Here is a 20,871-nt window from a genome sequence, read left to right as displayed (position 1 = left end):
CTCCTGCGCGAATCCGCGTAGGAGCCCGTTCTGATCGGAGCCCGATGCCCAACGACTTCTACGGCCTGCCCCTGCACCCGCTGATCGTGCACGCGACCGTGGTCATCATCCCCACCGCCGCCGTCGTGGTCCTACTGGCCGCGCTCTGGCCGCGCTTCCGGCAGTGGGCCGGTCCGCTGCCGGTCGCGACGAGCCTCGTGGGCCTGATCCTGGTGCCGCTCTCCACGTCGACCGGCGAGACACTGGAGCGACACGTGGAGCGCTCCGCACAGCTGCGTGAGCACACACACCTGGCAGACGGTCTGCTCCCGTGGATGATCGGCCTGACGGTCGTGGCTTCGATCGGATACGCCCTGTACTGGCGCTCGGCGCGCGAGGGCAGTGTGCGCCGGGCCTTCACGATGGCCGTCGCGGTGCTCGCGATCGCAGCCGCGGCGGGCACCGCCGTCCAGGTGGCCCGCATCGGACACAGCGGCGCCGAGGCTGCGTGGGCCGACACCTCGATGAGCGCGGCACCACCGTCCGACTGATCGCGGCTTGGCGGCCTAGGGTGCGACGAGGACCGGGATGCGCAGCTCGGCCTCGGTGACCGAGCCGTGGAAGCCGGTCATCTTGAGCTCGATGCCGAACTCACGGGACGAGAACACCGCGAAGTCGCCGAGCGATGCCACGACGACATCACCAATGCGGCCGCGGACGTCCGGCGCGATCGGCCCGAACCAATCCTCGAGGCCATCCTGGGTCCGGACGATGGCACGCTCGCCGAGCTCGGCCTGCCAGCGTGCCGCGACGTCGGCGGAGGCGCCGGCCCGAGTGTAAAGGTGACGGAACCTGGCTTCACCGGCCAGCAGCGTCACATCGTCCAGCAGCTGCGGGAGCGAGTCGACGTCGAACCTGTCCGCCATCGGCAGGTCGATCATGCCGTGGTCGGCAGTCACCAGCAGGACCGCGTCGCGCGGCAGCTCCTCGCGCAGGTCTGCGAGCTCTGCGTCGATCGTCGTGAGCATCTCCCGCCACTCCGGTGATGTGCAGCCCTTGCCGTGGCCTGTGTGGTCCAGGCGTGACTCATAGGCGTAAGTCACGGACCGGGGCGCCGACTCGATGACATCCAGGACGACGTCGAGGCGCTCCCAGACCGAGTTGATGCCGTGGAACGGCACCCCCCGCTGACTGCACAGCGTCAGACCCGTCCCGACGAACTTCGCGTCGTTGACCGACGAAGCTGCGACACCGGCAGCCTGGAGCTGCTCCAGCACGGTGGGGTGCGGTTGCCAGATCACCGGGTCGATCGGCTGGTCCCACTTCAGGGAGTTGAGCCGCTGCCCGCTCCCGGGAACCCGGGAGGTGTAGCCGACGATGCCGTGCGAGCCGGCCTGGACACCGGTGCCGAGCGAGGTCAGACTCGTGGCGGTCGTCGAGGGCACGCCGCAGACCACGTCGTCGACGTTCAGCAGCGAGGACAGGAACGGCGCGGCATCGGCGTGCTCGCGCAGCAGGTCCAGGCCCAGTCCGTCGACCAGGAACACCACGTAGCGCGGCGCTTCGGGCAGGCCCAGGCTGTTGGCGAAACCGGGGGCCCCCAGCGCGGCCGCAACCGACGGCATGATCTGGTCGATCGTCGCGCGACCGCCCAGTCCGGCCAGGGTCATGCGGTGCGGCCGGCGGTTGCAGCCGAGAGGGTGCGGGCGAAGCCGAGCAGACGCTCCACCGCCGTGCCACCGTCGGCAGCAGCAGCCAGACGCAGCGAGAAGTCGTCGCCGGTCAAGGAGCCCGTATAGCCGTGATCGGCGTCGCACTCTGGATCTGCGCAGCGAGCGGGCTCGAGGTCAACTCGCGACACCGCGCCCCAGCCGACCGTCATCAAGGCTTCCTCTAGCTGCTTGGACTTCGAGGTCACCATGCGGGTCACGACGACCGAGCGCACCTGCGCTAGCGCAACCGCCTCCGACGTCGTCGAGGTGTACGGCTTGGGCAGCAGATCGTCGCCGGGGTGCTCGTCGGTGTGGACCAGCACCAGCCTGCTCGGGGTCAGGGCCAGCACCGTCATGTGCCGGCGGATCTCGTCGTGGTCAAAGGTTGGCTCGTGGTGCAGGACATAGGCCGCGACCGGCTCCCCGGCCAACGCGTCGCTGAGACCCTCGGCAACGATCTCGGGGTAGTAGCCGCTGGTGGAGACCTCGTCGAACAGCGCCTTCGTGTCGTCAGTGGTCATCACGCCAGCGTATCCCCCATCGAGTCGGGCTGACTCAGGCGTCGGACGTACCACTCGCCACGCCGATCCGCCGACGGGATGACCTTGGCACGAGCGCTCAACGCGGTGTATCCCTTGCCGTGCACGAGCACTGGCTCGAGGTCGAGCTCGGCGATCTCTGGCAGGTCGTCCTTCATCGCGGCCAGCCGCACAATGATGTCCTGCAGGACATCGACGTCGACCGCGTCGGAACCGCGATAGCCGTACAGCAACGGCGCCGAGCGCAGGTTGCGGATCATCGACTCGGCATCGAGGTCGGTCAGCGGAGGGATGCCGTACGAACGGTCGCCCAGGAGCTCGCTCGGTGCTCCGGCGAGGCCGAACGAGACGAGCGGGCCGAACAACGGGTCCTCCGTGACGCTGAACGACACGTGGATGCCGTCGGCGGCGGCGCGCTGGACGAAGAACTTGGTGTCCTTGCGCATGCCGGTCCAGCTCGTCAGCTCGTCCCACGCGCGGCCCATCTCCTCGGCTCCGCGGATGTTGCGCCACACATGGGCCAGGTCGGGTCGGCTGCGCAGGTGCTCACTGCCGGCCTTGAGCACAACGTCGCCGCCGAGCTTCTCCCCGGCCGCGATCGCCTCGTCCCTGTCGTGGACATTGATCCAGGTCCACAGGTCGATGCCGTAGCAAGCCAGGAGCGCATGCACCTGCTCGGTCGACAGGATCGCACCGCGAGGCGCCGCGAGGAGCACCTGGCGGACCAATGCACGCGCGTCGCCCGTGCGGTGGTCCAGGGCGATGTGGAACTCGCCGTGGTCACGAGCGGCCCACTCGGCATAGTTGACGACCCGGGCCAGGGCGCGCACGGCCGACTCCGGAGCCGCGTAGGACGGTACAGAACCACGGCCGGCGGAGCCGCCCAGGAGGTCGGGCACCCGCAGGAGGACCGGGACGCCCTCGCTGCCCAGGAAGGTCGAGACGATCGGCTTGTCCGACTGCTCCCCGACTGCCGCGAGGACGTTGGCGACCTCCTCACCGCTGGTGTTGAGCGGCGGGATGTAGACCGCGACGAGCGCATCGGTGTCGGGACTGGCGATCGCGGTCTCGATCGCGGCCTCGAAGTCGTCGGCGTTGGCATCGGCGCCCAACGAGACCGGCTCGTTGACCTGCAGACCGGCCGCCGAGGCCGCATCGGCGACGATCAGCGCCACGGCGTCGGAGTTGCCCACGATCGAGACACGGTTGCCGCGCGGCAACGGCTGGTGGGCCAGCAGCTGCGCGACGTCGAACATCTCGTCCAACGTGTCGACCTGGATCACCCCGGCCTGCCGGAACATCGCGTCGACGGCCGACTGGGGCGCCGAGGTGCGCTTGACGGTGTGGCCGACCGGGACGCCCTGCGTCGAGCGCCCGGACTTGACCGCGACGATCGGCTTGGTGCGGGACACCCGACGGGCGATGCGGGAGAACTTGCGCGGGTTACCGATCGACTCCAGGTAGAGCAGGATGACCTCGGTCGAGTCGTCCTCCTGCCAGTACTGGAGCAGGTCGTTGCCGGACACATCGGCGCGGTTGCCGGCCGAGACGAAAGTCGAGAGGCCCAGGCCTCGCCGTGACACCGACTCCAGGATCGCAGTGCCAAGGGCGCCGGACTGGCAGAAGAATCCCACCCGCCCCTGCGGGGGCATCGCGGGTGACAGCGAGGCGTTGAGCTGCAGATCCGGGGCGGTATTGATGATGCCGAGACAGTTGGGACCGATCAGCCGCAGACCGTAGGACCGGCTGAGGCCCAGCAGAGCGCGTTGGCGCTGGCGGCCCTCAGTGCCCTCCTCGGCGAATCCGGCCGAGATCACAATCAGACCGTGCACGCCCTTGGCCGCGCAGTCGAGGACGACGTCGTTGACCGAGTCGGCCGGCACCGCCACGATCGCGACGTCGACCTCACCGGGGATGTCCTGCACGGTCTTGTACGCCGGCAGACCCGACACGGCCTCGGCCTGGGAGTTGACGGCATAGACACTGCCGCTGAAGTCCCCCAGGACAAGGTTGCGGACCATGGCCTGGCCGATCGAGTTCTGTCGGCGGCTGGCGCCGATGACCGCGATGCTGCGGGCGCGGAAGATGCGCTCGATCGACGCGGCCTCGGCACGCTGCTCGCGCGCTCGCATGACACCGACGGCGAGGTCGGTCGGCTCGATGCGGAAGGTCAACCGGGTGACGCCACCGTCGATCATGCCGTCGACCTGATAGCCCATCTCGCGGAAGATCTGCTGCATTCGCATGTTGGACGGCAGAACGTCAGCGACGAAGGTCCGGATGCCGCGCTCGCGGCCGGCCTGGGCGAGGTGCTCCAGGAGCAGCTGGCCCACGCCCCGGCCTTGTTGGGCGTCCTCCACGAGGAAGGCGACCTCGGCCTCGTCGTCGGTCACGGCGTCGTACCGGCCGACCCCGATGATCGTCGAGTGCAGCGTCACGACGAAAGCGACCCGTCGATCGTGATCGACGGTCGTGAACCTCGTGACATCCTTGTCCGAGAGCGTCGGGTAGGGCGCGAAGAAGCGGAAGTACTTGGACTGCTCCGAGACTCGGGAGTAGAACTCGACGAGCCGTTCGGCGTCCTTGGCGAGAATTGGTCGGAGCTGGGCGACGCCGCCGTCCTTGAGCAGGACATCGGCCTCCCAGTGCTGGACCGGATGCACTTCACTCGTCACGTCACCAACCTATCGGGTGGTCCACGGCGTGGCGCGGGAAGACCGCAGGTCAGACCGGGAGAATGGACCCGCACGACCCGCAGATCAGGAGAGGATGCATGGCCCGCAGCAGCAAGCAGGCTCCCGAAGAGGATTTCGAGGAGCACATCGTCGATACCGACGTGAGCGACGAGATGCGTTCGAGCTTTCTCGAGTACGCCTACTCGGTCATCTACGCGCGCGCACTTCCCGATGCCCGCGACGGGCTCAAGCCCGTGCAGCGCCGCATCCTCTACACGATGGACGACCTCAACCTGCGTCCCGATCGTGGGCACGTCAAGAGCGCCCGCGTCGTCGGTGAGGTCATGGGTCGGCTGCACCCCCACGGCGACAGCTCGATCTACGACGCGCTGGTCCGGCTGATCCAGCCCTGGTCCCTGCGTCTGCCGCTCGCCGATGGTCACGGCAACTTCGGCTCGCAGGACGATCCCCCGGCCGCAATGCGTTACACCGAGGTCCGCATGCACGGTGCCGCGGAGGCCATGACTGCCTCGATCAACGAGGACACCGTCGACTTCCGCCCCAACTACGACGGTCGCGAGACAGAGCCCGTCGTGCTGCCCGCCGCACTCCCCAACCTGCTGGTCAACGGCGCCAGCGGCATTGCCGTGGGCATGGCGACCAACATCGCCCCACACAACCTCATCGAGGTCGTCCAGGCCCTGCGTCACCTGATCGCCAAGCCGAAGGCCGATCTCGACGACCTCATGCGGTTCATTCCGGGCCCAGATCTGCCCACCGGCGGCAAGATCGTCGGGCTCGAGGGCATCCGCGACGCGTACGCCACGGGCAACGGCTCGTTCCGCATGCGAGCGTCGGCGCGCATCGAGAGCGTCACGCCCCGCCGCAAGGGCATCGTCGTGACGGAGCTGCCGTACAACGTCGGTCCCGAGAAGGTCATCGAGGCGATCAAGAAGCTCGTGCAGGCCAAGAAGCTGCAGGGCATCTCCGACATCAAGAACCTCACTGACCGGCACAAGGGCCTCAACCTGGTCATCGAGATCAAGAACGGCTTCATTCCCGAGACGATCCTCGAGCAGCTCTACAAGAGCACACCGATGGAGACGTCGTTCGGCATCAACGCGGTCGCGCTGGTCGACGGCCAGCCACGCACCCTGGGCCTCAAGGAGCTGCTCGAGGTCTATCTCGGGCACCGGCTCGAGGTGGTCAAGCGGCGCACCCAGTTCCGCCGTGGCAAGGCCGCCGACCGCCTGCACCTGCTCGACGGCCTGATGCTGGCCCTGGTCGACATCGACGAGGTCATCCAGCTCATCCGGGCCAGCGACAACCGCAGCGCTGCCAAGGAACGTCTCATGACGGTCTTCGATCTGTCGGACATCCAGGCGACCTACATCCTGGACCTGACCCTGGGCCGGTTGACGAAGTACGACCGGATCGAGGTCGAGAAGGAGATCGCCGAGCTCCGCGAGCTGATCGAGGGGCTGGACGCGATCCTCGCGGACGACCAGCTGCTCCGCAAGGTCGTCGGTGACGAGCTCAACGTCATGTCCCAGACCTTCGGCACCCCGCGGCGGACCGTGCTGCTGGAGTCCTCCGGACAGACCGCCACTGCCGCGTCGCCGCTCGAGATTGCCGACGACCCCTGCTGGGCGTTGCTCTCCGCCACCGGCCTGCTGGCACGCACCTCCGACGACTCACCGCTCGGCGAAGTCGACCAACGGGTCAAGCACGACACGATCGTGTCGGTCGTCCGCACGACGGCACGCGGTGACATCGGCGTCGTGACGGCTGACGGGCGCATCCAGCGTGTCTCGGTCCTCGAGCTGCCGGCGTTGCCGCCCACGGCACAGTCCCCCAACCTGCAGGGCGGCGTGCCGTTGCGCGAGATCCCCGGCCTGGAGGGCACAGCGCTGGCTCTGACTGGCCTCGGAGACGCAGGTCCCGGCCTCGCGCTCGGCACCCGTGCGGGGGTCGTCAAGCGGGTCAAACCCGAGCTGCTCTCCCGCGACTCCTGGGACATCATCTCGCTCGACGAGGGCGATGTCCTGGTCGGCGCGGTCGAGCTCACATCGGGCGACGAGGAACTCGCCTTCGTCACGTCGGACGCGCAGCTCCTGCACTTTGCGGCATCGTTGGTGCGCCCGCAGGGTCGATCCGGCGGTGGTGTCGCGGGCATCAAGGTGGCGGCAGGCGAGCGGGCGGTGTCCTTCGGCGCCGTGCGCGACATCCAGACCGCCCACATCGTGACGATCGCGGGATCGGGCGACGCCCTGCCCGGCACCCAGAACGGTGCGGTCAAGGTCAGCCCACTCGCGATCTACCCGGCCAAGGGTCGCGCGACGGGTGGCGTCCGCTGCCAGCGCCTGCTCAAGGGCGAGGATGCCCTCCTGCTGGCCTGGGTGGGCGACGGGCGGCCGATGGCCTGCGCGACGAGCGGATCGCCGGTGGACCTGCCCGAGCCGACCGACCGTCGGGACGGCTCCGGTGTCCCTGCTGCGCAGCCGATCCTCGCGGTGTCCGGTCCGGCCGGAACCAACCAAGACTGAGACAACAATCGTGCGAGACTGATTCCGTGCGTATCCGACACCTGATCCTTCCCCTGATCGCCGCGGCCCTGGTCCTGGGCGGTTGCTCCGGCTCCTCGGACGACACGGTCGACCCCGCCGCGCTGCAGGCTCGGCTCACGGCCGCCAAGAAGACCATCGACGACGCCGAGACGATCACGATCTCGTTGGTGACCAAGGGTCTCCCCTCGGGCGTCACAGGCCTGTTGTCCGCCAAGGGCCAGGGAAACCACTCCCCCGCGTTCGACGGCAAGGTCACGGTCCTGACCGGGGGCACGAGCCTCGGCGCCGAAGTCATCGCGGTCGGCGGGCAGGTCTTTGCCAAGACCAGCTTCGCACCGGTCTTCCTGTCGATCGATCCGGCGACGCTCAAGGCACCTGATCCGGCATCCCTGCTGGCCCGGGACACCGGGATCACCCAGATCCTCGCCAAGACCGAAAAGCTCGCCCAGGGCGACAAGTCACGCGACGGCAAGGACGTCCTGACGACGATCACGGGTACGTTGCCCGGCAGCCTGGTGCGCGACATCATCCCGTCCGCCGCGGCCGACAAGACGTTCACGGTCTCCTACCGGCTCGATGACGACGACGTCCTGCGCGACGCGACCCTCAAGGGGCCGTTCTATCCCGAGGGTGGAGACGTCACGTACACCGTCAAGCTCACCACCTCCGACACACCCGTCACGATCGAGAAGCCCGCACGCCGCTGATGGCCACCCGGGAGGCGATCAGCCCGGCGTCCAAGATCCTGCTCGGCCTGGCAGCCGTCGCGATCTCGTTCGCCGCCGCAGACACGTACGTCGTGGTGCTCGCGTTGCCGGACATGATGACCTCGACCGGGCTGGAGCTCGACGAGCTCCAGCGAGCCGCCCCGATCGTGTCGGGATTTCTGCTCGGCTATGTCGGGGTCCTGCCCCTGATCGGCCGGATCTCCGACCTGCGGGGCCGAGTGCCGGTGTTGCTCGGCTCACTCATCGTGTTCGCGATCGGCTCACTGGTCACGGCAGCGGCGTACAACCTCGAGACCGTCGTGCTCGGACGGCTGGTGCAGGGCATCGGCGGCGGAGGGCTCATCCCGCCGACCCTGGCCCTGGTTGCGGACCTGTGGCCGCCCAAGAAGCGCGGGCTCCCGCTCGGCATCGTCGGCGCCGTCCAGGAGCTGGGCAGCGTTCTGGGCCCGCTCTACGGTGCCGCGGTGCTGGCGTTCGGCGACTGGCGCCTGATCTTCTGGCTCAACTGCTCGATCGGTCTTGTCCTGACCGCGGCGATGTTCGCGCAACGTGACGCCGTCCAGGCGCAGTCCGTCGAGCCGGCCCGGGCCGGCCGCTTCGACACCTCCGGTGCCGCGCTGGCGGTCCTGACCCTCACCGGGCTGACCCTCGTGATGGCGGCACCCACCGCGCTGGTGCAGGACGTCCAGCTCGGTCGCGCCTACCTGCCGGTCACCGGCGAATCTCGTTGGCTGTCCCCGCTCGCGCTGGCAACGGCCCTGTTCCTGGTGCTGTTCCTCGCTCGCCAGGTCACTGCCCCCCGGCCGCTCGTCGGCTGGCGGGATTGGCCGGCCCTCGCCCGGGAGACCGACATCTGGGGCGCCCTGCTGCTGACCGCGGGCCTGGGCGCCGTCATCGTCACCTTCGCCTCCGCCCAGCCTGAGCAGGGCGCGGTCTCGGAGCAGGCGCCGTGGCTGGTCCCGATCGCCATCGCCGCCTTCGCGGGATTCACGGTCCGGCAGCGTCGCGCCGCCCGCCCCCTGATCCCGCGCGGCGCGCTGTCGGCCCGTCCCGCGTGGGGCGCCCTGATTGTGTCGTTCTTCGTCGGCGCCTCACTCATCGCGGCTTTGGTCGACATCCCGTTCTTCGCCCGTCTGACCGTGCATCGCGACTCCCAGCTCGACGCGGCACTCGTGCTCGTCCGCTTCCTGGTCGCGCTGCCGATCGGGGCCTTGCTCGGTGGCTGGCTCCTGCGCAGGGTGCCGGCGTCAGCGCTGACCAGCGTCGCGATGCTGATGAGTGCGGTCGCGTTCTGGCACATGTCGACGTGGGACGCGCAGTCCCTCGACAACCAGACCGAGACTCTCTCCCTGATCCTGGGCGGTCTGGGTTTCGGGTTGGCGATCGCACCGGTCAACGCTGCCCTGCTTGCCCACACCGCTGACGCCGTGCACGGCGTCACCTCGGCCCTGCTGATCGTCGCGCGCATGGTCGGCATGCTGTTGGGCATCTCGGCCCTGACCACGATCGGCCTGCGGGCGTTCTACACCGCGTCGGACAAGATCCCTCCGGCAGCGACGCTGTGCAACGGGGAGTCGACGCTCTGTCAGGCGTACAAGGATGCGGTCCGCGACGCGGGCATCACCCAGCTGCACACCGTGTTCGTCGGTGCGGCGGTCTGCGCACTGATCGCAGCGGTGCTCGCAGCCGTGCTGCTGCGTGAACCGGCCACCGGCAGCAGGTCGTACCCAACCGCCGACGGAGACCGAGCGGAGGCTGGCTAGTATCGGCCCCATGCCCGAATTCGACGACCTGCTGGCCGCCAACAGTGACTATTCCGCCGACTTCGGCTTGTCCGGTTTCGATGGCATCGCCCATGCCGGCATTGCCATGGTGACCTGCATGGACTCGCGGATCGACCCGCTCAAGATGATCGGGCTCGAGCCCGGCGACGCCAAGATCATGCGCAATCCCGGCGGACGTGTCACCGACCAGGCACTCGTCGCGCTCGTGCTGGGCGTCAACCTGCTCAAGGTCAACCGCATCCTGGTCGTCGAGCACACCCGGTGCGCCATGGCCACCTCCACCGAGGACGAGCTCAAGAAGCAGATCGGAGCGAGCGCCGGCGCCGACGCCTCGTGGATGACGCTGGGCGCAATCGTCGACCAGAGGAGCACGGTCCGTGCTGATGTGCTGCGGGTCCGCAGCCACCCACTGATCGGCGACGACATCCTGGTCGGCGGATTCCTCTACGACGTCGACACGGGCCTGCTCAACCGCGTCGACTGATCGTCCCCGTCAGCCGTGGTGCCGGTGCGCCTCGTCGAGCCACTCGGCCACGACCCGCGCATCGGCGCTCGGCAGGTCGACGGCGATGGCTGCCACCTGCTTGCCCCACATCGCGACCGAGGCCCACGCCGGAAACTCGGCGACCGCCTCGCGGATGCTCGGCTCCGGCAGCATGATCCGCAGCGTCCGGGGGTCAGGCATCGTCGCGAAGATCGTCCGGGCCCGGAAGGAGGGGAAGCCGTGATGGTCCCGCTCGGTCGCACCAGCCAACGCCAGCGCGATCGTCCGAGCCTGCTCCGGGTCCATGCTCAGGCGTCGATCTTGTCCGCGTCGATCTCGTAGGCGCCCTGCACGATGAACTCCTTGCGCGGCGGAACGTCATTGCCCATCAACAGCTCAAAGACCGACGAGGCCTCCTCACCGTCGTCGACCGTGAGCCGGCGCAACGTGCGGTGCCGTGGGTCCATCGTGGTCTCGGCCAGCTGACCGGCGTCCATCTCGCCCAGTCCCTTGTAGCGCTGGACCGGGTCCTTCCACTTGATGTTCTTGCGCTGCAGCTCGGCGAGCTTGCGCTGCAGCTCGGCGTCGGAGTACGTGTAGACGTACTTGTCCTGCCCCTTCTTGGGGTTGGACAGTTCAACCCGGTGCAGCGGCGGCACCGCGGTGTAGACACGTCCGGCGTCGACCAGCTCGCGCATGTAGCGGAAGAACAACGTCGCCAGCAGGCAACGGATGTGCGCTCCGTCCGAGTCGGCGTCAGCCATGAAGATGATCCGGCCATAGCGGGCCGCGTCGACGTCGAACGTCCGGCCCGAACCGGCCCCGACGACCTGGATGATCGAGGAGCACTCGGCATTCTTGAGCATGTCGCCGATGCTGGCCTTTTGCACGTTGAGGATCTTGCCGCGAATCGGCAGCAGGGCCTGGAACTCGGAATCTCGGGCCGATTTGGCGGTGCCGAGCGCCGAGTCGCCCTCGACGATGAACAGCTCGGAGCGTTCGACGTCGTTGCTGCGGCAGTCGGCGAGCTTGGCCGGCAGAGCGCTGGACTCGAGCGCGTTCTTGCGGCGCTGGGTGTCACGCTGCTGACGGGCCATCAGGCGCGTACGGGACGCGCCGACGACCTTTTCCATGACCTGGCGCGCCTTGGCCTTGTGAGCGGTCTTGGTGGAGGTCAGGAACGCCTTGAGCTCGCGACTGACAACCTGGTTGACGATCTTGGTCACCGCCGGCGTGCCGAGGACCTCCTTGGTCTGACCCTCGAACTGCGGCTCGGCCAGGCGGACGGTCACCACCGCGGTCATGCCCTCGAGGATGTCGTCCTTGATGATGTCCGGATCACCCGCCTTGAGCAGCCTGGTGTTCCTGAGGACGTCGTTGAAGGTCTTGGTCACGCCCCGCTCGAAGCCACCCAGGTGGGTGCCGCCCTTGGGCGTGGCGATGATGTTGACGAATGACTGCACCTCGGTGCCGTAGTCGGTGCCCCAGCGCAGCGCGACGTCGACCCCGAGCGTGCGTTCGATGTCCTGCGGGGTCATGTGCCCCTTGTCGTCCAGCAGCGGCACGGTCTCGGTGAACACGTCCTCGCCCTGCAGCCGCAGCACATCCGTGACGGGTGCATCGGGAGCCAGGAACTCGCAGAACTCGGTGATGCCGCCGTCGTGCCGGAACTTCTCCTCGTGCGGCTCGTCTCCGCGGCGATCGCTGATCACGATCTCGAGGCCCGGCACCAGGAACGAGGTCTGCCGGGCCCGGGCCACGAGCTCCTCGTAGGCGAAGCGGGCACCCTTGATGAAGATCTGCGGATCCGCCCAGTAGCGAACCCGGGTGCCGGTCCTGGCCTTGGGAACCTTGCCGATCTTGCGCAGCTCGTTGGTCGGGGTGAAGTCCGACTCGGGCCGATCGTCGGCGAACACGCCGGGCTCCCCCCGACGGAACGACATGGCCCACGTCGCGCCGCCCTTGTCGACCTCAACGTCGAGCCGTGCCGACAGGGCGTTGACGACCGAAGCGCCGACACCATGCAGGCCGCCGGTCGCCACATAGGAGCCGCCGCCGAACTTACCGCCGGCATGCAGCTTGGTGTAGACGACCTCGACGCCGGTCAGACCGGTCTTCTTCTCGATGTCGACCGGGACGCCGCGGCCGTCGTCCTGCACCTCGACCGAGCCGTCGTCATTGAGGGCCACCCTGATGTGGGTGCCGTAGCCCGAGAGCGCCTCGTCGACCGAGTTGTCGATGATCTCCCACAGGCAGTGCATCAGACCGCGGGTGTCGGTCGAGCCGACATACATCCCGGGTCGCTTGCGAACGGCCTCGAGTCCTTCGAGGACCAGGAGGTTGCGGGCGTCGTACGTGCTGTCGATGATGAGGTGCCTTTCGAGCTGTTCGGCCTCCGCCAAGACTATCGAGAGAAGCCGAGCGCTCTCCTCGTGACACGCGGCCCGCCGCGCGCCTGCGTCCATTTGTGTCGGTCGGGGAGTATGTATGTCGTAGGTCACGAACGGCTACGAGGAATACCGCCTCGTGATTGGATGTTGACCACAACAGATCCGCCGAACGCTCAGAGAGAAGGTCACCGTGACAACACTGACAGCCCCCATGCTGAGCTCCCTCGACCGCTGCGACCGTTGCGGCGCCCAGGCATACGTACGCGTGACGCTCGGCGGCGGTGGTGAGCTGATGTTCTGCGCTCACCACGCACGGCAGCACGAGGACAAGCTCCGCGAGATGTCCGCCTCGATCCACGACGAGAGCGAGCGACTGGCCAAGCCCAGCTCGCCGCTCATCGACGACGAGGTCTGAGGCCTACCCGCACCACAACAACGAAAGAGCCGGCCAGATCATCTGGCCGGCTCTTTCGTATCTGGTCGTGATCCTCAGTCGAGGTAGTCGCGCAGAACCTGCGAGCGCGACGGGTGCCGCAGCTTGCTCATGGTCTTGGACTCGATCTGACGGATCCGCTCGCGCGTGACGCCGTAGACCTTGCCGATCTCGTCAAGCGTCTTGGGCTGTCCATCGGTCAGGCCAAAACGCATCGAGACGACGCCGGACTCACGCTCGGAGAGTGTGTCGAGCACCGCGTGAAGCTGCTCCTGCAGGAGTGTGAAGGAGACCGCGTCGGCCGGGACGATGGCCTCCGAGTCCTCGATCAGGTCGCCGAACTCGGAGTCGCCGTCCTCGCCCAGGGGCGTGTGCAGGCTGATCGGCTCGCGGCCGTACTTCTGGACCTCGACGACCTTTTCCGGAGTCATGTCGAGCTCGATCGCGAGCTCTTCGGGCGTGGGCTCGCGGCCCAGGTCCTGCAGCATCTGGCGCTGCACGCGGGCCAGCTTGTTGATGACCTCGACCATGTGGACCGGGATGCGGATCGTGCGGGCCTGGTCGGCCATCGCACGGGTGATCGCCTGGCGGATCCACCACGTCGCGTAGGTCGAGAACTTGAAGCCCTTGGTGTAGTCGAACTTCTCGACCGCGCGGATCAGACCGAGGTTGCCCTCCTGGATCAGGTCCAGGAACAACATGCCGCGACCCGTGTAGCGCTTGGCCAGCGAGACCACGAGGCGCAGGTTGGCCTCGAGCAGGTGGTTCTTGGCCCGACGGCCGTCGACCGTGATCCACTCGAGCTCTTCGAGCATCTTCGGCGAGATACGACCGCCCTTGGCGAGCTTCTCCTCGGCAAACAGCCCGGCCTCGATGCGCTTGGCCAGCTCGACCTCCTGACCGGCGGTCAGCAGCGAGACCTTGCCGATCTGCTTGAGGTAGTCCTTGACCGGGTCGGCGGTGGCGCCCGCCACCATGACCTGCTGGACCGGCTCGTCGCTCTCGTCGGCCGCCGAGATCGTGTAGGACGACTTCTCGTCCTCCTTGAGCGTCGGGTCCGTCGCCAGGTCCTTCTCGAACTCCTCGTCGGGAATGTCCGGAAGGGTCTTCTTGCCCTGCGCGTCGACCTGCACGGCCGGGACCTCAAGGACCTTGGCGATGTCGATGTTCGCTGGGATGTTCGACCCCTCCTGGCTCTCAGCGCCCTTCTTGGGCGCTGCCTTCTTGGCCGGGGCCTTCTTCGCAGCCGGAGCCTTCTTGGCGGGGGTCTTCTTGGTCGTGCCTGATGCGGTGTTGGTCACTGTCGCTTCTGTCTTCGCCGGGGAACTGGACGGTGTGCTGGCCTTGGCGGCCGAAGCCTTGCTGGGTGCTGCAGGATCATCCTTTGTTGCTGCCGCCAAGACCTTTGTGACTGCCTTGAGGGGGTTCGCAGATGCGGGATTCACCGGCACGTCAACCTCGCAAACGGTAGATGGGCGCAACAATGAGGCCTGTGGTCAACCTCTGGCTCAAGTGTGCCACGCCACGCCAAGGCGTTCCATTCAGGGTCTTCTCAGGCCCGTGTCGGCATCCTCTCAGGAGCGGATCGGCCAGGTGTGGACCGGTTCACCACCGTGCATGTGCTCCTCGTACGCCTGCGTGGTCGCGCGCATCGCAGCCGTTCGGTCGTTCGTCACGCCCAGCTGGTGCCCGAGCTCACCGATCAGCCAGGTCGCACCATTGCGTCCGGCGATGCAGCGCTGCTCGATGATGCCGAGGAGGCGGTCACGGACCGCGGTGTCGACGCCCATCTCCTCGAGGCCGGCATGCGCCAGCGGCAGGAGCTGGCGCAGCACGAGCTCGCGCACCGAGACCGTGCCGACGGACGGCCAGTAGATGTCGGTGTCGATGCCGGACCGGGCGGCCTGATGGAAGTTGTCCTCGGCCGCGCGGAACGAGAGCTGCGACCACACCGGACGATCGCTCGAGCCCAGGACCTTGACCAGGCCGTAGAACAGCGCCGCATTGGCCATCGTGTCGACGACCGTCGGCCCGGCGGGCAGCAGCCGGTTCTCGATCCGCAGGTGCGGGCGCCCCTCGGCGACGTCGTAGATCGGCCGGTTCCACCGGTAGACCGTGCCGTTGTGGAGCCGGAGCTCGGACAGGTTGGGGACGCGGCCAGCCTCGAGCTCGACCAGCGGATCCTCGTCGTCGACGATCGGCAGCAGCGCCGGGAAGAAGCGGACATTCTCCTCGAACAGGTCAAACACCGACGTGATCCACCGCTCGCCGAAGAACACGCGGGGTCGCACCCCTTGCGCCTTGAGCTCCTCGCTGCGGGTGTCGGTCGCCTGCTCGAACAGGGCGATCCTGGTCTCGTGCCAGAGCTGCCGTCCCAGCAGGAAGGGCGAGTTGGCCCCGACCGCCACCTGGACTGCGGCGATCGCCTGCGCGGCGTTCCACATGGGTGCGAACTCGTCGGGCTCGACCTGTAGGTGCAGCTGGGTGCTCGTGCAGGCGGCCTCGGGGACGATTGTGTCGGCTGTCGTGTCGAGCCGGTCGACGCCGTCGATCACGATCTCGATGTCCTCGCCGCGTGCCGCGAGGATCTGCTCGGACAACAGGTGGTAGCGCGGGTTCGCCGAGATCGAGTCGCGGCTGAAGTGGCCGTCCTGCAGCGTCGGCAGGATACCGATCATGACCAGGTGCGCGCCAACCTCGGCTGCCTTGCTCTGGGCGGCGTTCAGATCGTCGCGCAGGGACTCCTGCAGGGTGTCGAGTCCCGTGCCCTCGATCCGGGCCGGTGGCACGTTGATCTCGATGTTGAACAGACCGAGCTCGGTCTGGAAGTCCTCGTCCGCGATGGCCTCGAGCGCCTCGGCGTTCTTGAGCGCCGGATCGCCCTGGTCGTCGACCAGGTTGAACTCGATCTCGATGCCGACGTGCGTGTGCTCGAACGACAGGTCGTATTCGCTGAGCATCCGGGCGAAGACATCCAGGCACCGGCGCACCTTGGCGCGATAGAGCGTGCGGTCCTCGCGGCTGAACTCGCGGGCGTCGACATCCTGTCCCATGCACACACCCTAGGCCGAGGCAGGCCCAACGGCGCGAATTGCGCTCCATTGAGATGGCGGCACTCCCCCTTCGAGCATCTGCAGCATGAGCCCGGCCATCGAGTACGCCGGATCAGCCGCCAAGGCGCGCTCGACCGCAATCAGCGACTGCGTGCCGTCACCGGTCAGCCAGGCCGCGAACGCCGTGAGGCTCAACACTCCCGGCTCGAACGGTGGCACGACGCTGCGCGACACCTCGGCGAGCACCCGGAGCATGCCGTCGGCCGTCTCGGTCGTGATCTGGCTCCACACCTGGTCGCGCACCGCGATTCCCGAGACCCAGATCGAGAGCCGAGCCAAGTCGTCGTCCGTCAGCCGCTCCCCCGCGAGGCCGCGGGCGAGGATGGGCTGAACCTGCCCCATCCCGACCTCGGCGAGGTCTTCGTCCGGGGTCCGGCTGACCACCCGGACGACCTCGTCGAGCACCTCGGCCGTCGTGCGATCCATCCACGCTCGGCGGGGCTGCTCGACGGCGCGATAGCGCTGCACGAGGGCGTCCCGGTCCGGCAGGATCTGTTGGCCGGCGGCGACCGCCTGGACGATCGAAAGGTGATGATCCGACGACTCGTACGCGATGCCCGCTACGGGGAAGCCCGGCTCGTCGGACCAGTAGCGCTCCCCGTCGGCCCGGGCACAGACGATGACGTCGATCTGGTCGAGCTCGCGCTCGATCGCGGCCAGCAGGTCGCGAGCAACTTCCTGCTGTCGGGTCACCGCCAGGACGATCGCGCCCTCAGCACCCTGGTGTCGCAGGTGGCCCACGACGACCCGTGCGAGTGTCTGCACGTCCTCGCCGGCCGGGATGTCGACACGGAGCCGGAAGCCGAATCGGCGCCGCGGTCCGTGGGTTGCCACGGCGACGAGCGACTCCGCCGGTCGGAAGCCGAACAGGGTTGGCAGGGCATTCAGCAGGTCGGGGATGTCGTGAGCCGTGTAGATCGAAGGGGTCTGTGTCATGCCTCCACGCTGGCCGCCGGGGAGCCGCCGGTCAGCCTCCCTCTCGGCGACTGTGGACACCCGGGACCCGGGCCGCGGGTGTGCATGAAGACGTGGCCGCCGGGCACGAGAGACTGGTGCCATGCGGTCCACGGCGACGATCATGCACCTGGATCTCGATGCGTTCTTCGCGTCGGTCGAGCAGCGCGACAAGCCATCGCTGCGCGGCCGTCCGGTCATCGTCGGCGGCATCGGCCCACGCGGCGTCGTGGCGACTGCGTCGTACGAAGCCCGGGTGCATGGCGTCCGCTCGGCGATGCGCACCGCCGAGGCTCGCGCCCGCTGCCCACACGCAGCGTTCCTGGGCGGTCGCTTCGACGCCTACCGAGAGGCCAGCCGGCTCGTCATGGAGCGGTTGCGCGAGGAGTCCGAGCTGATCGAGCCGCTGTCCCTCGACGAGGCATTCGTCGACCTGGCGGCCGCCCCGGACTTCGACTCGCAGGAGGTCGAGCAGGTCGTGGCCCGCATCCGCGCCGACATCGCCGATCTCACCGGCGGACTGACCGCGTCGGTGGGGGTCGCGTCGTCCAAGCTCATGGCCAAGATCGCCAGCGAGATCAACAAGCCCGACGGGGTCTTCGTCGTGCAGCCGGGCACCGAGGCCGCGGTCCTGGGCCCGATGCAGGCCACGGCACTCCCTGGCGTCGGACCCGCGACAGCCGAACGCCTGCGCCGGGTCGGCATCCTGACCGTCGATGACCTGCGCACCCCCAGCGAGGACGAGTTGGTGCGCCTGCTGGGCCAGGCCTCCGGCCGCTCGCTGCACCGGATGGCCCGTGCCGACGACGACCGCCCTGTCGTGGCATCGCGAGAAACCAAGTCGGTCAGCGTCGAGGACACCTTCGAGCAGGACATCTCCGACCGGGTCCAGCTCGAGACCATCGTCGATCGGATGGCCCGATCGGTCTCGGCACGGCTACGCAAGAACGGGCTCTCGGGGCGCACCGTGACACTCAAGATGCGGCACCACGACTTCGAGACCCACACCCGGTCCTCGACACTGCCCAATCCCACCGACAACGCCCGGATCCTCGCCACGATTGCCTGCGGTCTGCTGGCCGGCGAGGACATCAGCAACGGCCTGCGCCTGCTCGGCGTCGGCGTGAGCGGCCTGGCCGACTGGGTGCAGGACGATCTGTTCGCTTCCGAAGACGATGATGACCTCGACGAGGATCCGGTCGAGGAGGACGTGAGCCGCGCCGTCCGCTGGTATCCCGGCATGGACGTGCACCACGAGCACCATGGCGACGGCTGGGTCTGGGGCTCGGGACTGGGACGGGTCACGGTGCGGTTCGAGACCCGGTGGACTCCCCCGGGGCCTGTGCACACCTTCCGCACCGACGACCCTGCCCTCGGCACTGGGCACACCGGTACGTTCGGGGTATGACTGTTCCTCCGATCGCCGAGCGCCGGCCCATCGTCCGCAGCCACCACGGAGACGAGTTCGTCGACGACTACGAGTGGATGCGCGACAAGGAGGATCCCGCGACGCTGGCCTATCTCGAGGCCGAGAACGTCCACACCGACGCAGCGACTGCTCACCTGGAGCCGTTGCGCCGGCAGATCTTCGACGAGATCAAGGCCCGCACCCTCGAGACGGATCTCTCGGTGCCGGTGCGACGGGGCGCCTGGTGGTACTACGCCCGCACCGTCGAGGGCCAGCAGTACGCGATCCGTTGCAGATGCCCGATCGGTGACCCCGACGACTGGGATCCGCCGGCGCTCGAGGCCGGCACCGAGATCGCCGGCGAGGAGATTCTGCTGGACTCCAACGTCGAGGCCGAGGGCCACGAGTTCTTCTCGCTCGGAGCGTTCAGCATCAACGACGACGAGACCCTGTTGGCCTGGTCGGTCGACACACAGGGCGACGAGCGCTACACGATCCGGGTCAAGGACCTGCGCACCGGAGAGGTGCTGCCGGACGAGATCCCCGCAACCAGCGGCGGAGCCACCTGGTCCGCCGGCGCGACGCACCTGTTCTACACGACGGTCGACGGGGCCTGGCGTCCTCACCGGGTGTGGCGGCACACCCTCGGCTCCAGCGACGCCGACGTCCTGGTGCTCGAGGAGACGGACGAGAGCTATTTCGTCGGCGTCGGACGTACACAGTCCGACAAGTATCTCGTCATCGGCCTGTCGTCCAAGGTCACCAGCGAGGTGCGGGTGCTTGCCGCCGACGACCCGGAGGGAGAGTTCCAGGTCGTCCTGCCCCGCAAGGATGGTGTGGAGTACGCGCTGGAGCATGCCGTGATCGGCGGTGTCGACCACTTCGTCGTCCTGCACAACGAGGGCGCGCTGAACTTCGAGCTCATGGTGGTTCCGGTCGACGACGTCACGGACCGCCGTGTCGTGATCGCCGGCAGCGACACGACCCGCCTCGAGGACGTCGACGTCTTCGCCAGCCAGCTCGTCGTCTCGTACCGGCGCGACGCGCTCTCCCGCATCGGGATCATGCCGATCGACGACGCTGGCATCGGCGAGCTCCGCGAGATCGAGTTCGACGAAGAGCTGTTCACCAGCGGCGTCGGCGCCAACGCCGAGTGGGACCAGCCGCTGATCAGGGTCGGAGTCGGCTCCTTCATCACGCCAGCATCGATCTACGACTACGTCGTCGCGACCGGCGAGCTGATCCTGCGCAAGCAGGCGCCCGTGCTCGGCGGCTACGACCCCGAACAGTACGAGCAGCACCGCAGCTGGGCGATCGCCGACGACGGCGTCCGGGTGCCGGTCTCGATCGTGTGCCGCAAGGACACGCCGCGTGACGGCAGTGCGCCGTGCCTGATCTACGGCTACGGGTCGTACGAGGCCAGCATGGATCCGGGCTTCTCGGTCATGCGGCTGTCGCTGCTCGACCGTGGCTTCGTGTTCGCGATCGCCCACGTGCGTGGTGGCGGCGAGCTCGGCCGTCACTGGTACGACGACGGCAAGATGCTGCGCAAGCGCAACACCTTCACGGACTTCATCGCCAGCGCCCGGCACCTCGTCACCGAGGGCTGGACGTCGCCCGATCGGCTGGTTGCCGAGGGAGGCAGTGCTGGCGGGCTGCTGATGGGCGCGATCGCCAATCTTGCACCCGACGCATTCGCCGGCGTCATCGCCAGCGTCCCGTTCGTCGACAACCTGACCACGATCCTGGACCCGAGCCTGCCGCTCACGGTGATCGAGTGGGACGAGTGGGGCAATCCGCTGGACGACCCGGAGGTCTACGCGTACATGAAGTCCTACGCGCCCTACGAGAATGTCGGCGCGCACGACTACCCCGCGATCCTGGCGGTCACGAGCCTGCACGACACCCGGGTGATGTTCGTCGAGCCGGCCAAGTGGGTCGCCCGACTCCGTGCGACCTCGACCGGCAACGCACCGATCCTGCTCAAGACCGAGATGCACGCTGGCCACGGCGGAGTCAGCGGTCGCTACGCGTCGTGGAAGGAGCGGGCGTGGGAGCTCGCCTGGATCATCGATGTAGCACGCACCACCTAAGAAGCGTCTGAG

16 protein-coding genes are annotated in these 20,871 nt (G+C 68.0%); 8 read left to right on the top strand and 8 right to left on the bottom strand.

All coding sequences use genetic code 11. The annotated features are described in order from the left end of the window. Positions 1–44: 44 nt before the first annotated feature. Entirely contained in the window at positions 45–530 is a 486-nt protein-coding gene (locus tag C6I20_RS06125; RefSeq protein ID WP_118395151.1) for a DUF2231 domain-containing protein, read from the top strand. Between the two features lie 15 nt (positions 531–545). Here the strand turns inward: C6I20_RS06125 and C6I20_RS06120 are convergent, their stop codons facing one another. From C6I20_RS06120 to C6I20_RS06110, 3 genes are read right to left on the bottom strand one after another with little or no spacing between them, the layout of a single operon-like run. Beyond that, on the bottom strand, positions 546–1,649 hold the full coding sequence (locus tag C6I20_RS06120) for an alkaline phosphatase family protein (protein WP_118395150.1): 1,104 nt from the start codon (positions 1,647–1,649) through the stop codon (positions 546–548). After that, positions 1,646–2,212 (bottom strand): DUF5998 family protein, encoded by a 567-nt coding sequence (locus C6I20_RS06115; protein WP_118395149.1) that lies wholly within the window; start codon positions 2,210–2,212, stop codon positions 1,646–1,648. The genes C6I20_RS06120 and C6I20_RS06115 overlap by 4 nt, the downstream gene beginning before the upstream one ends. Then, positions 2,212–4,905 (bottom strand): bifunctional GNAT family N-acetyltransferase/acetate--CoA ligase family protein, encoded by a 2,694-nt coding sequence (locus C6I20_RS06110; protein WP_118395148.1) that lies wholly within the window; start codon positions 4,903–4,905, stop codon positions 2,212–2,214. Before C6I20_RS06110 ends, C6I20_RS06115 begins: the two co-directional genes overlap by 1 nt. 98 nt (positions 4,906–5,003) lie before the next feature. Here C6I20_RS06110 and C6I20_RS06105 point away from each other — a divergent pair, with 98 nt between their 5' ends. From C6I20_RS06105 to C6I20_RS06090, 4 genes are read left to right on the top strand one after another with little or no spacing between them, the layout of a single operon-like run. Next, positions 5,004–7,451: a DNA topoisomerase (ATP-hydrolyzing) subunit A gene (locus tag C6I20_RS06105; RefSeq protein WP_118395147.1), complete on the top strand. Its 2,448-nt coding sequence runs from the start codon at positions 5,004–5,006 to the stop codon at positions 7,449–7,451. Positions 7,452–7,477: 26 nt separating this feature from the next. Then, positions 7,478–8,179, top strand: coding sequence for an LppX_LprAFG lipoprotein (locus C6I20_RS06100; RefSeq protein ID WP_162891163.1), 702 nt, complete (start codon positions 7,478–7,480; stop codon positions 8,177–8,179). Continuing rightward, positions 8,179–9,963 (top strand): MFS transporter, encoded by a 1,785-nt coding sequence (locus C6I20_RS06095; protein ID WP_162891162.1) that lies wholly within the window; start codon positions 8,179–8,181, stop codon positions 9,961–9,963. Before C6I20_RS06100 ends, C6I20_RS06095 begins: the two co-directional genes overlap by 1 nt. A gap of 10 nt (positions 9,964–9,973) precedes the next feature. Then, positions 9,974–10,468, top strand: coding sequence for a carbonic anhydrase (locus tag C6I20_RS06090; RefSeq protein WP_118395145.1), 495 nt, complete (start codon positions 9,974–9,976; stop codon positions 10,466–10,468). A gap of 9 nt (positions 10,469–10,477) precedes the next feature. On the opposite strand, the gene C6I20_RS06085 is transcribed toward C6I20_RS06090, so the two are convergent. Together C6I20_RS06085 and C6I20_RS06080 are read right to left on the bottom strand one after the other, a co-directional pair. Next, complete coding sequence (locus C6I20_RS06085; protein ID WP_118395144.1) at positions 10,478–10,774, bottom strand: MmcQ/YjbR family DNA-binding protein; 297 nt, start codon at positions 10,772–10,774, stop codon at positions 10,478–10,480. 2 nt (positions 10,775–10,776) lie between these two features. Continuing rightward, entirely contained in the window at positions 10,777–12,870 is a 2,094-nt protein-coding gene (locus C6I20_RS06080; RefSeq protein WP_254052265.1) for a type IIA DNA topoisomerase subunit B, read from the bottom strand. A 199-nt stretch (positions 12,871–13,069) separates the two neighbouring features. Here C6I20_RS06080 and C6I20_RS06075 point away from each other — a divergent pair, with 199 nt between their 5' ends. Continuing rightward, on the top strand, positions 13,070–13,273 hold the full coding sequence (locus C6I20_RS06075) for a hypothetical protein (protein WP_118395142.1): 204 nt from the start codon (positions 13,070–13,072) through the stop codon (positions 13,271–13,273). A gap of 74 nt (positions 13,274–13,347) precedes the next feature. Here the strand turns inward: C6I20_RS06075 and C6I20_RS06070 are convergent, their stop codons facing one another. From C6I20_RS06070 to C6I20_RS06060, 3 genes are all read right to left on the bottom strand, one after another. Next, positions 13,348–14,742, bottom strand: coding sequence for an RNA polymerase sigma factor (locus C6I20_RS06070; RefSeq protein ID WP_371682663.1), 1,395 nt, complete (start codon positions 14,740–14,742; stop codon positions 13,348–13,350). 123 nt (positions 14,743–14,865) lie between these two features. Then, the gene (locus C6I20_RS06065) at positions 14,866–16,344 is read right to left on the bottom strand and encodes a glutamate-cysteine ligase family protein (RefSeq protein WP_118395141.1); all 1,479 of its coding nucleotides are present in this window, start codon (positions 16,342–16,344) and stop codon (positions 14,866–14,868) included. A gap of 9 nt (positions 16,345–16,353) precedes the next feature. After that, positions 16,354–17,340, bottom strand: coding sequence for a DUF4192 domain-containing protein (locus tag C6I20_RS06060; RefSeq protein ID WP_162891161.1), 987 nt, complete (start codon positions 17,338–17,340; stop codon positions 16,354–16,356). A gap of 121 nt (positions 17,341–17,461) precedes the next feature. On the opposite strand from C6I20_RS06060, the gene C6I20_RS06055 reads away from it, so the two are divergent. Both C6I20_RS06055 and C6I20_RS06050 read left to right on the top strand, forming a co-directional pair. After that, a complete protein-coding gene (locus C6I20_RS06055) occupies positions 17,462–18,766 on the top strand; it encodes a DNA polymerase IV (protein ID WP_118395140.1) in 1,305 nt (434 codons plus the stop codon). Next, complete coding sequence (locus C6I20_RS06050) at positions 18,763–20,859, top strand: S9 family peptidase (RefSeq protein ID WP_118395139.1); 2,097 nt, start codon at positions 18,763–18,765, stop codon at positions 20,857–20,859. The genes C6I20_RS06055 and C6I20_RS06050 overlap by 4 nt, the downstream gene beginning before the upstream one ends. Positions 20,860–20,871 lie beyond the last annotated feature (12 nt).

Origin of the sequence: Aeromicrobium sp. A1-2 (genome assembly GCF_003443875.1) — a bacterium.
Classification (GTDB): Bacteria; Actinomycetota; Actinomycetes; order Propionibacteriales; family Nocardioidaceae; genus Aeromicrobium.
This window is presented reverse-complemented; position numbering and strand designations above follow the sequence as displayed.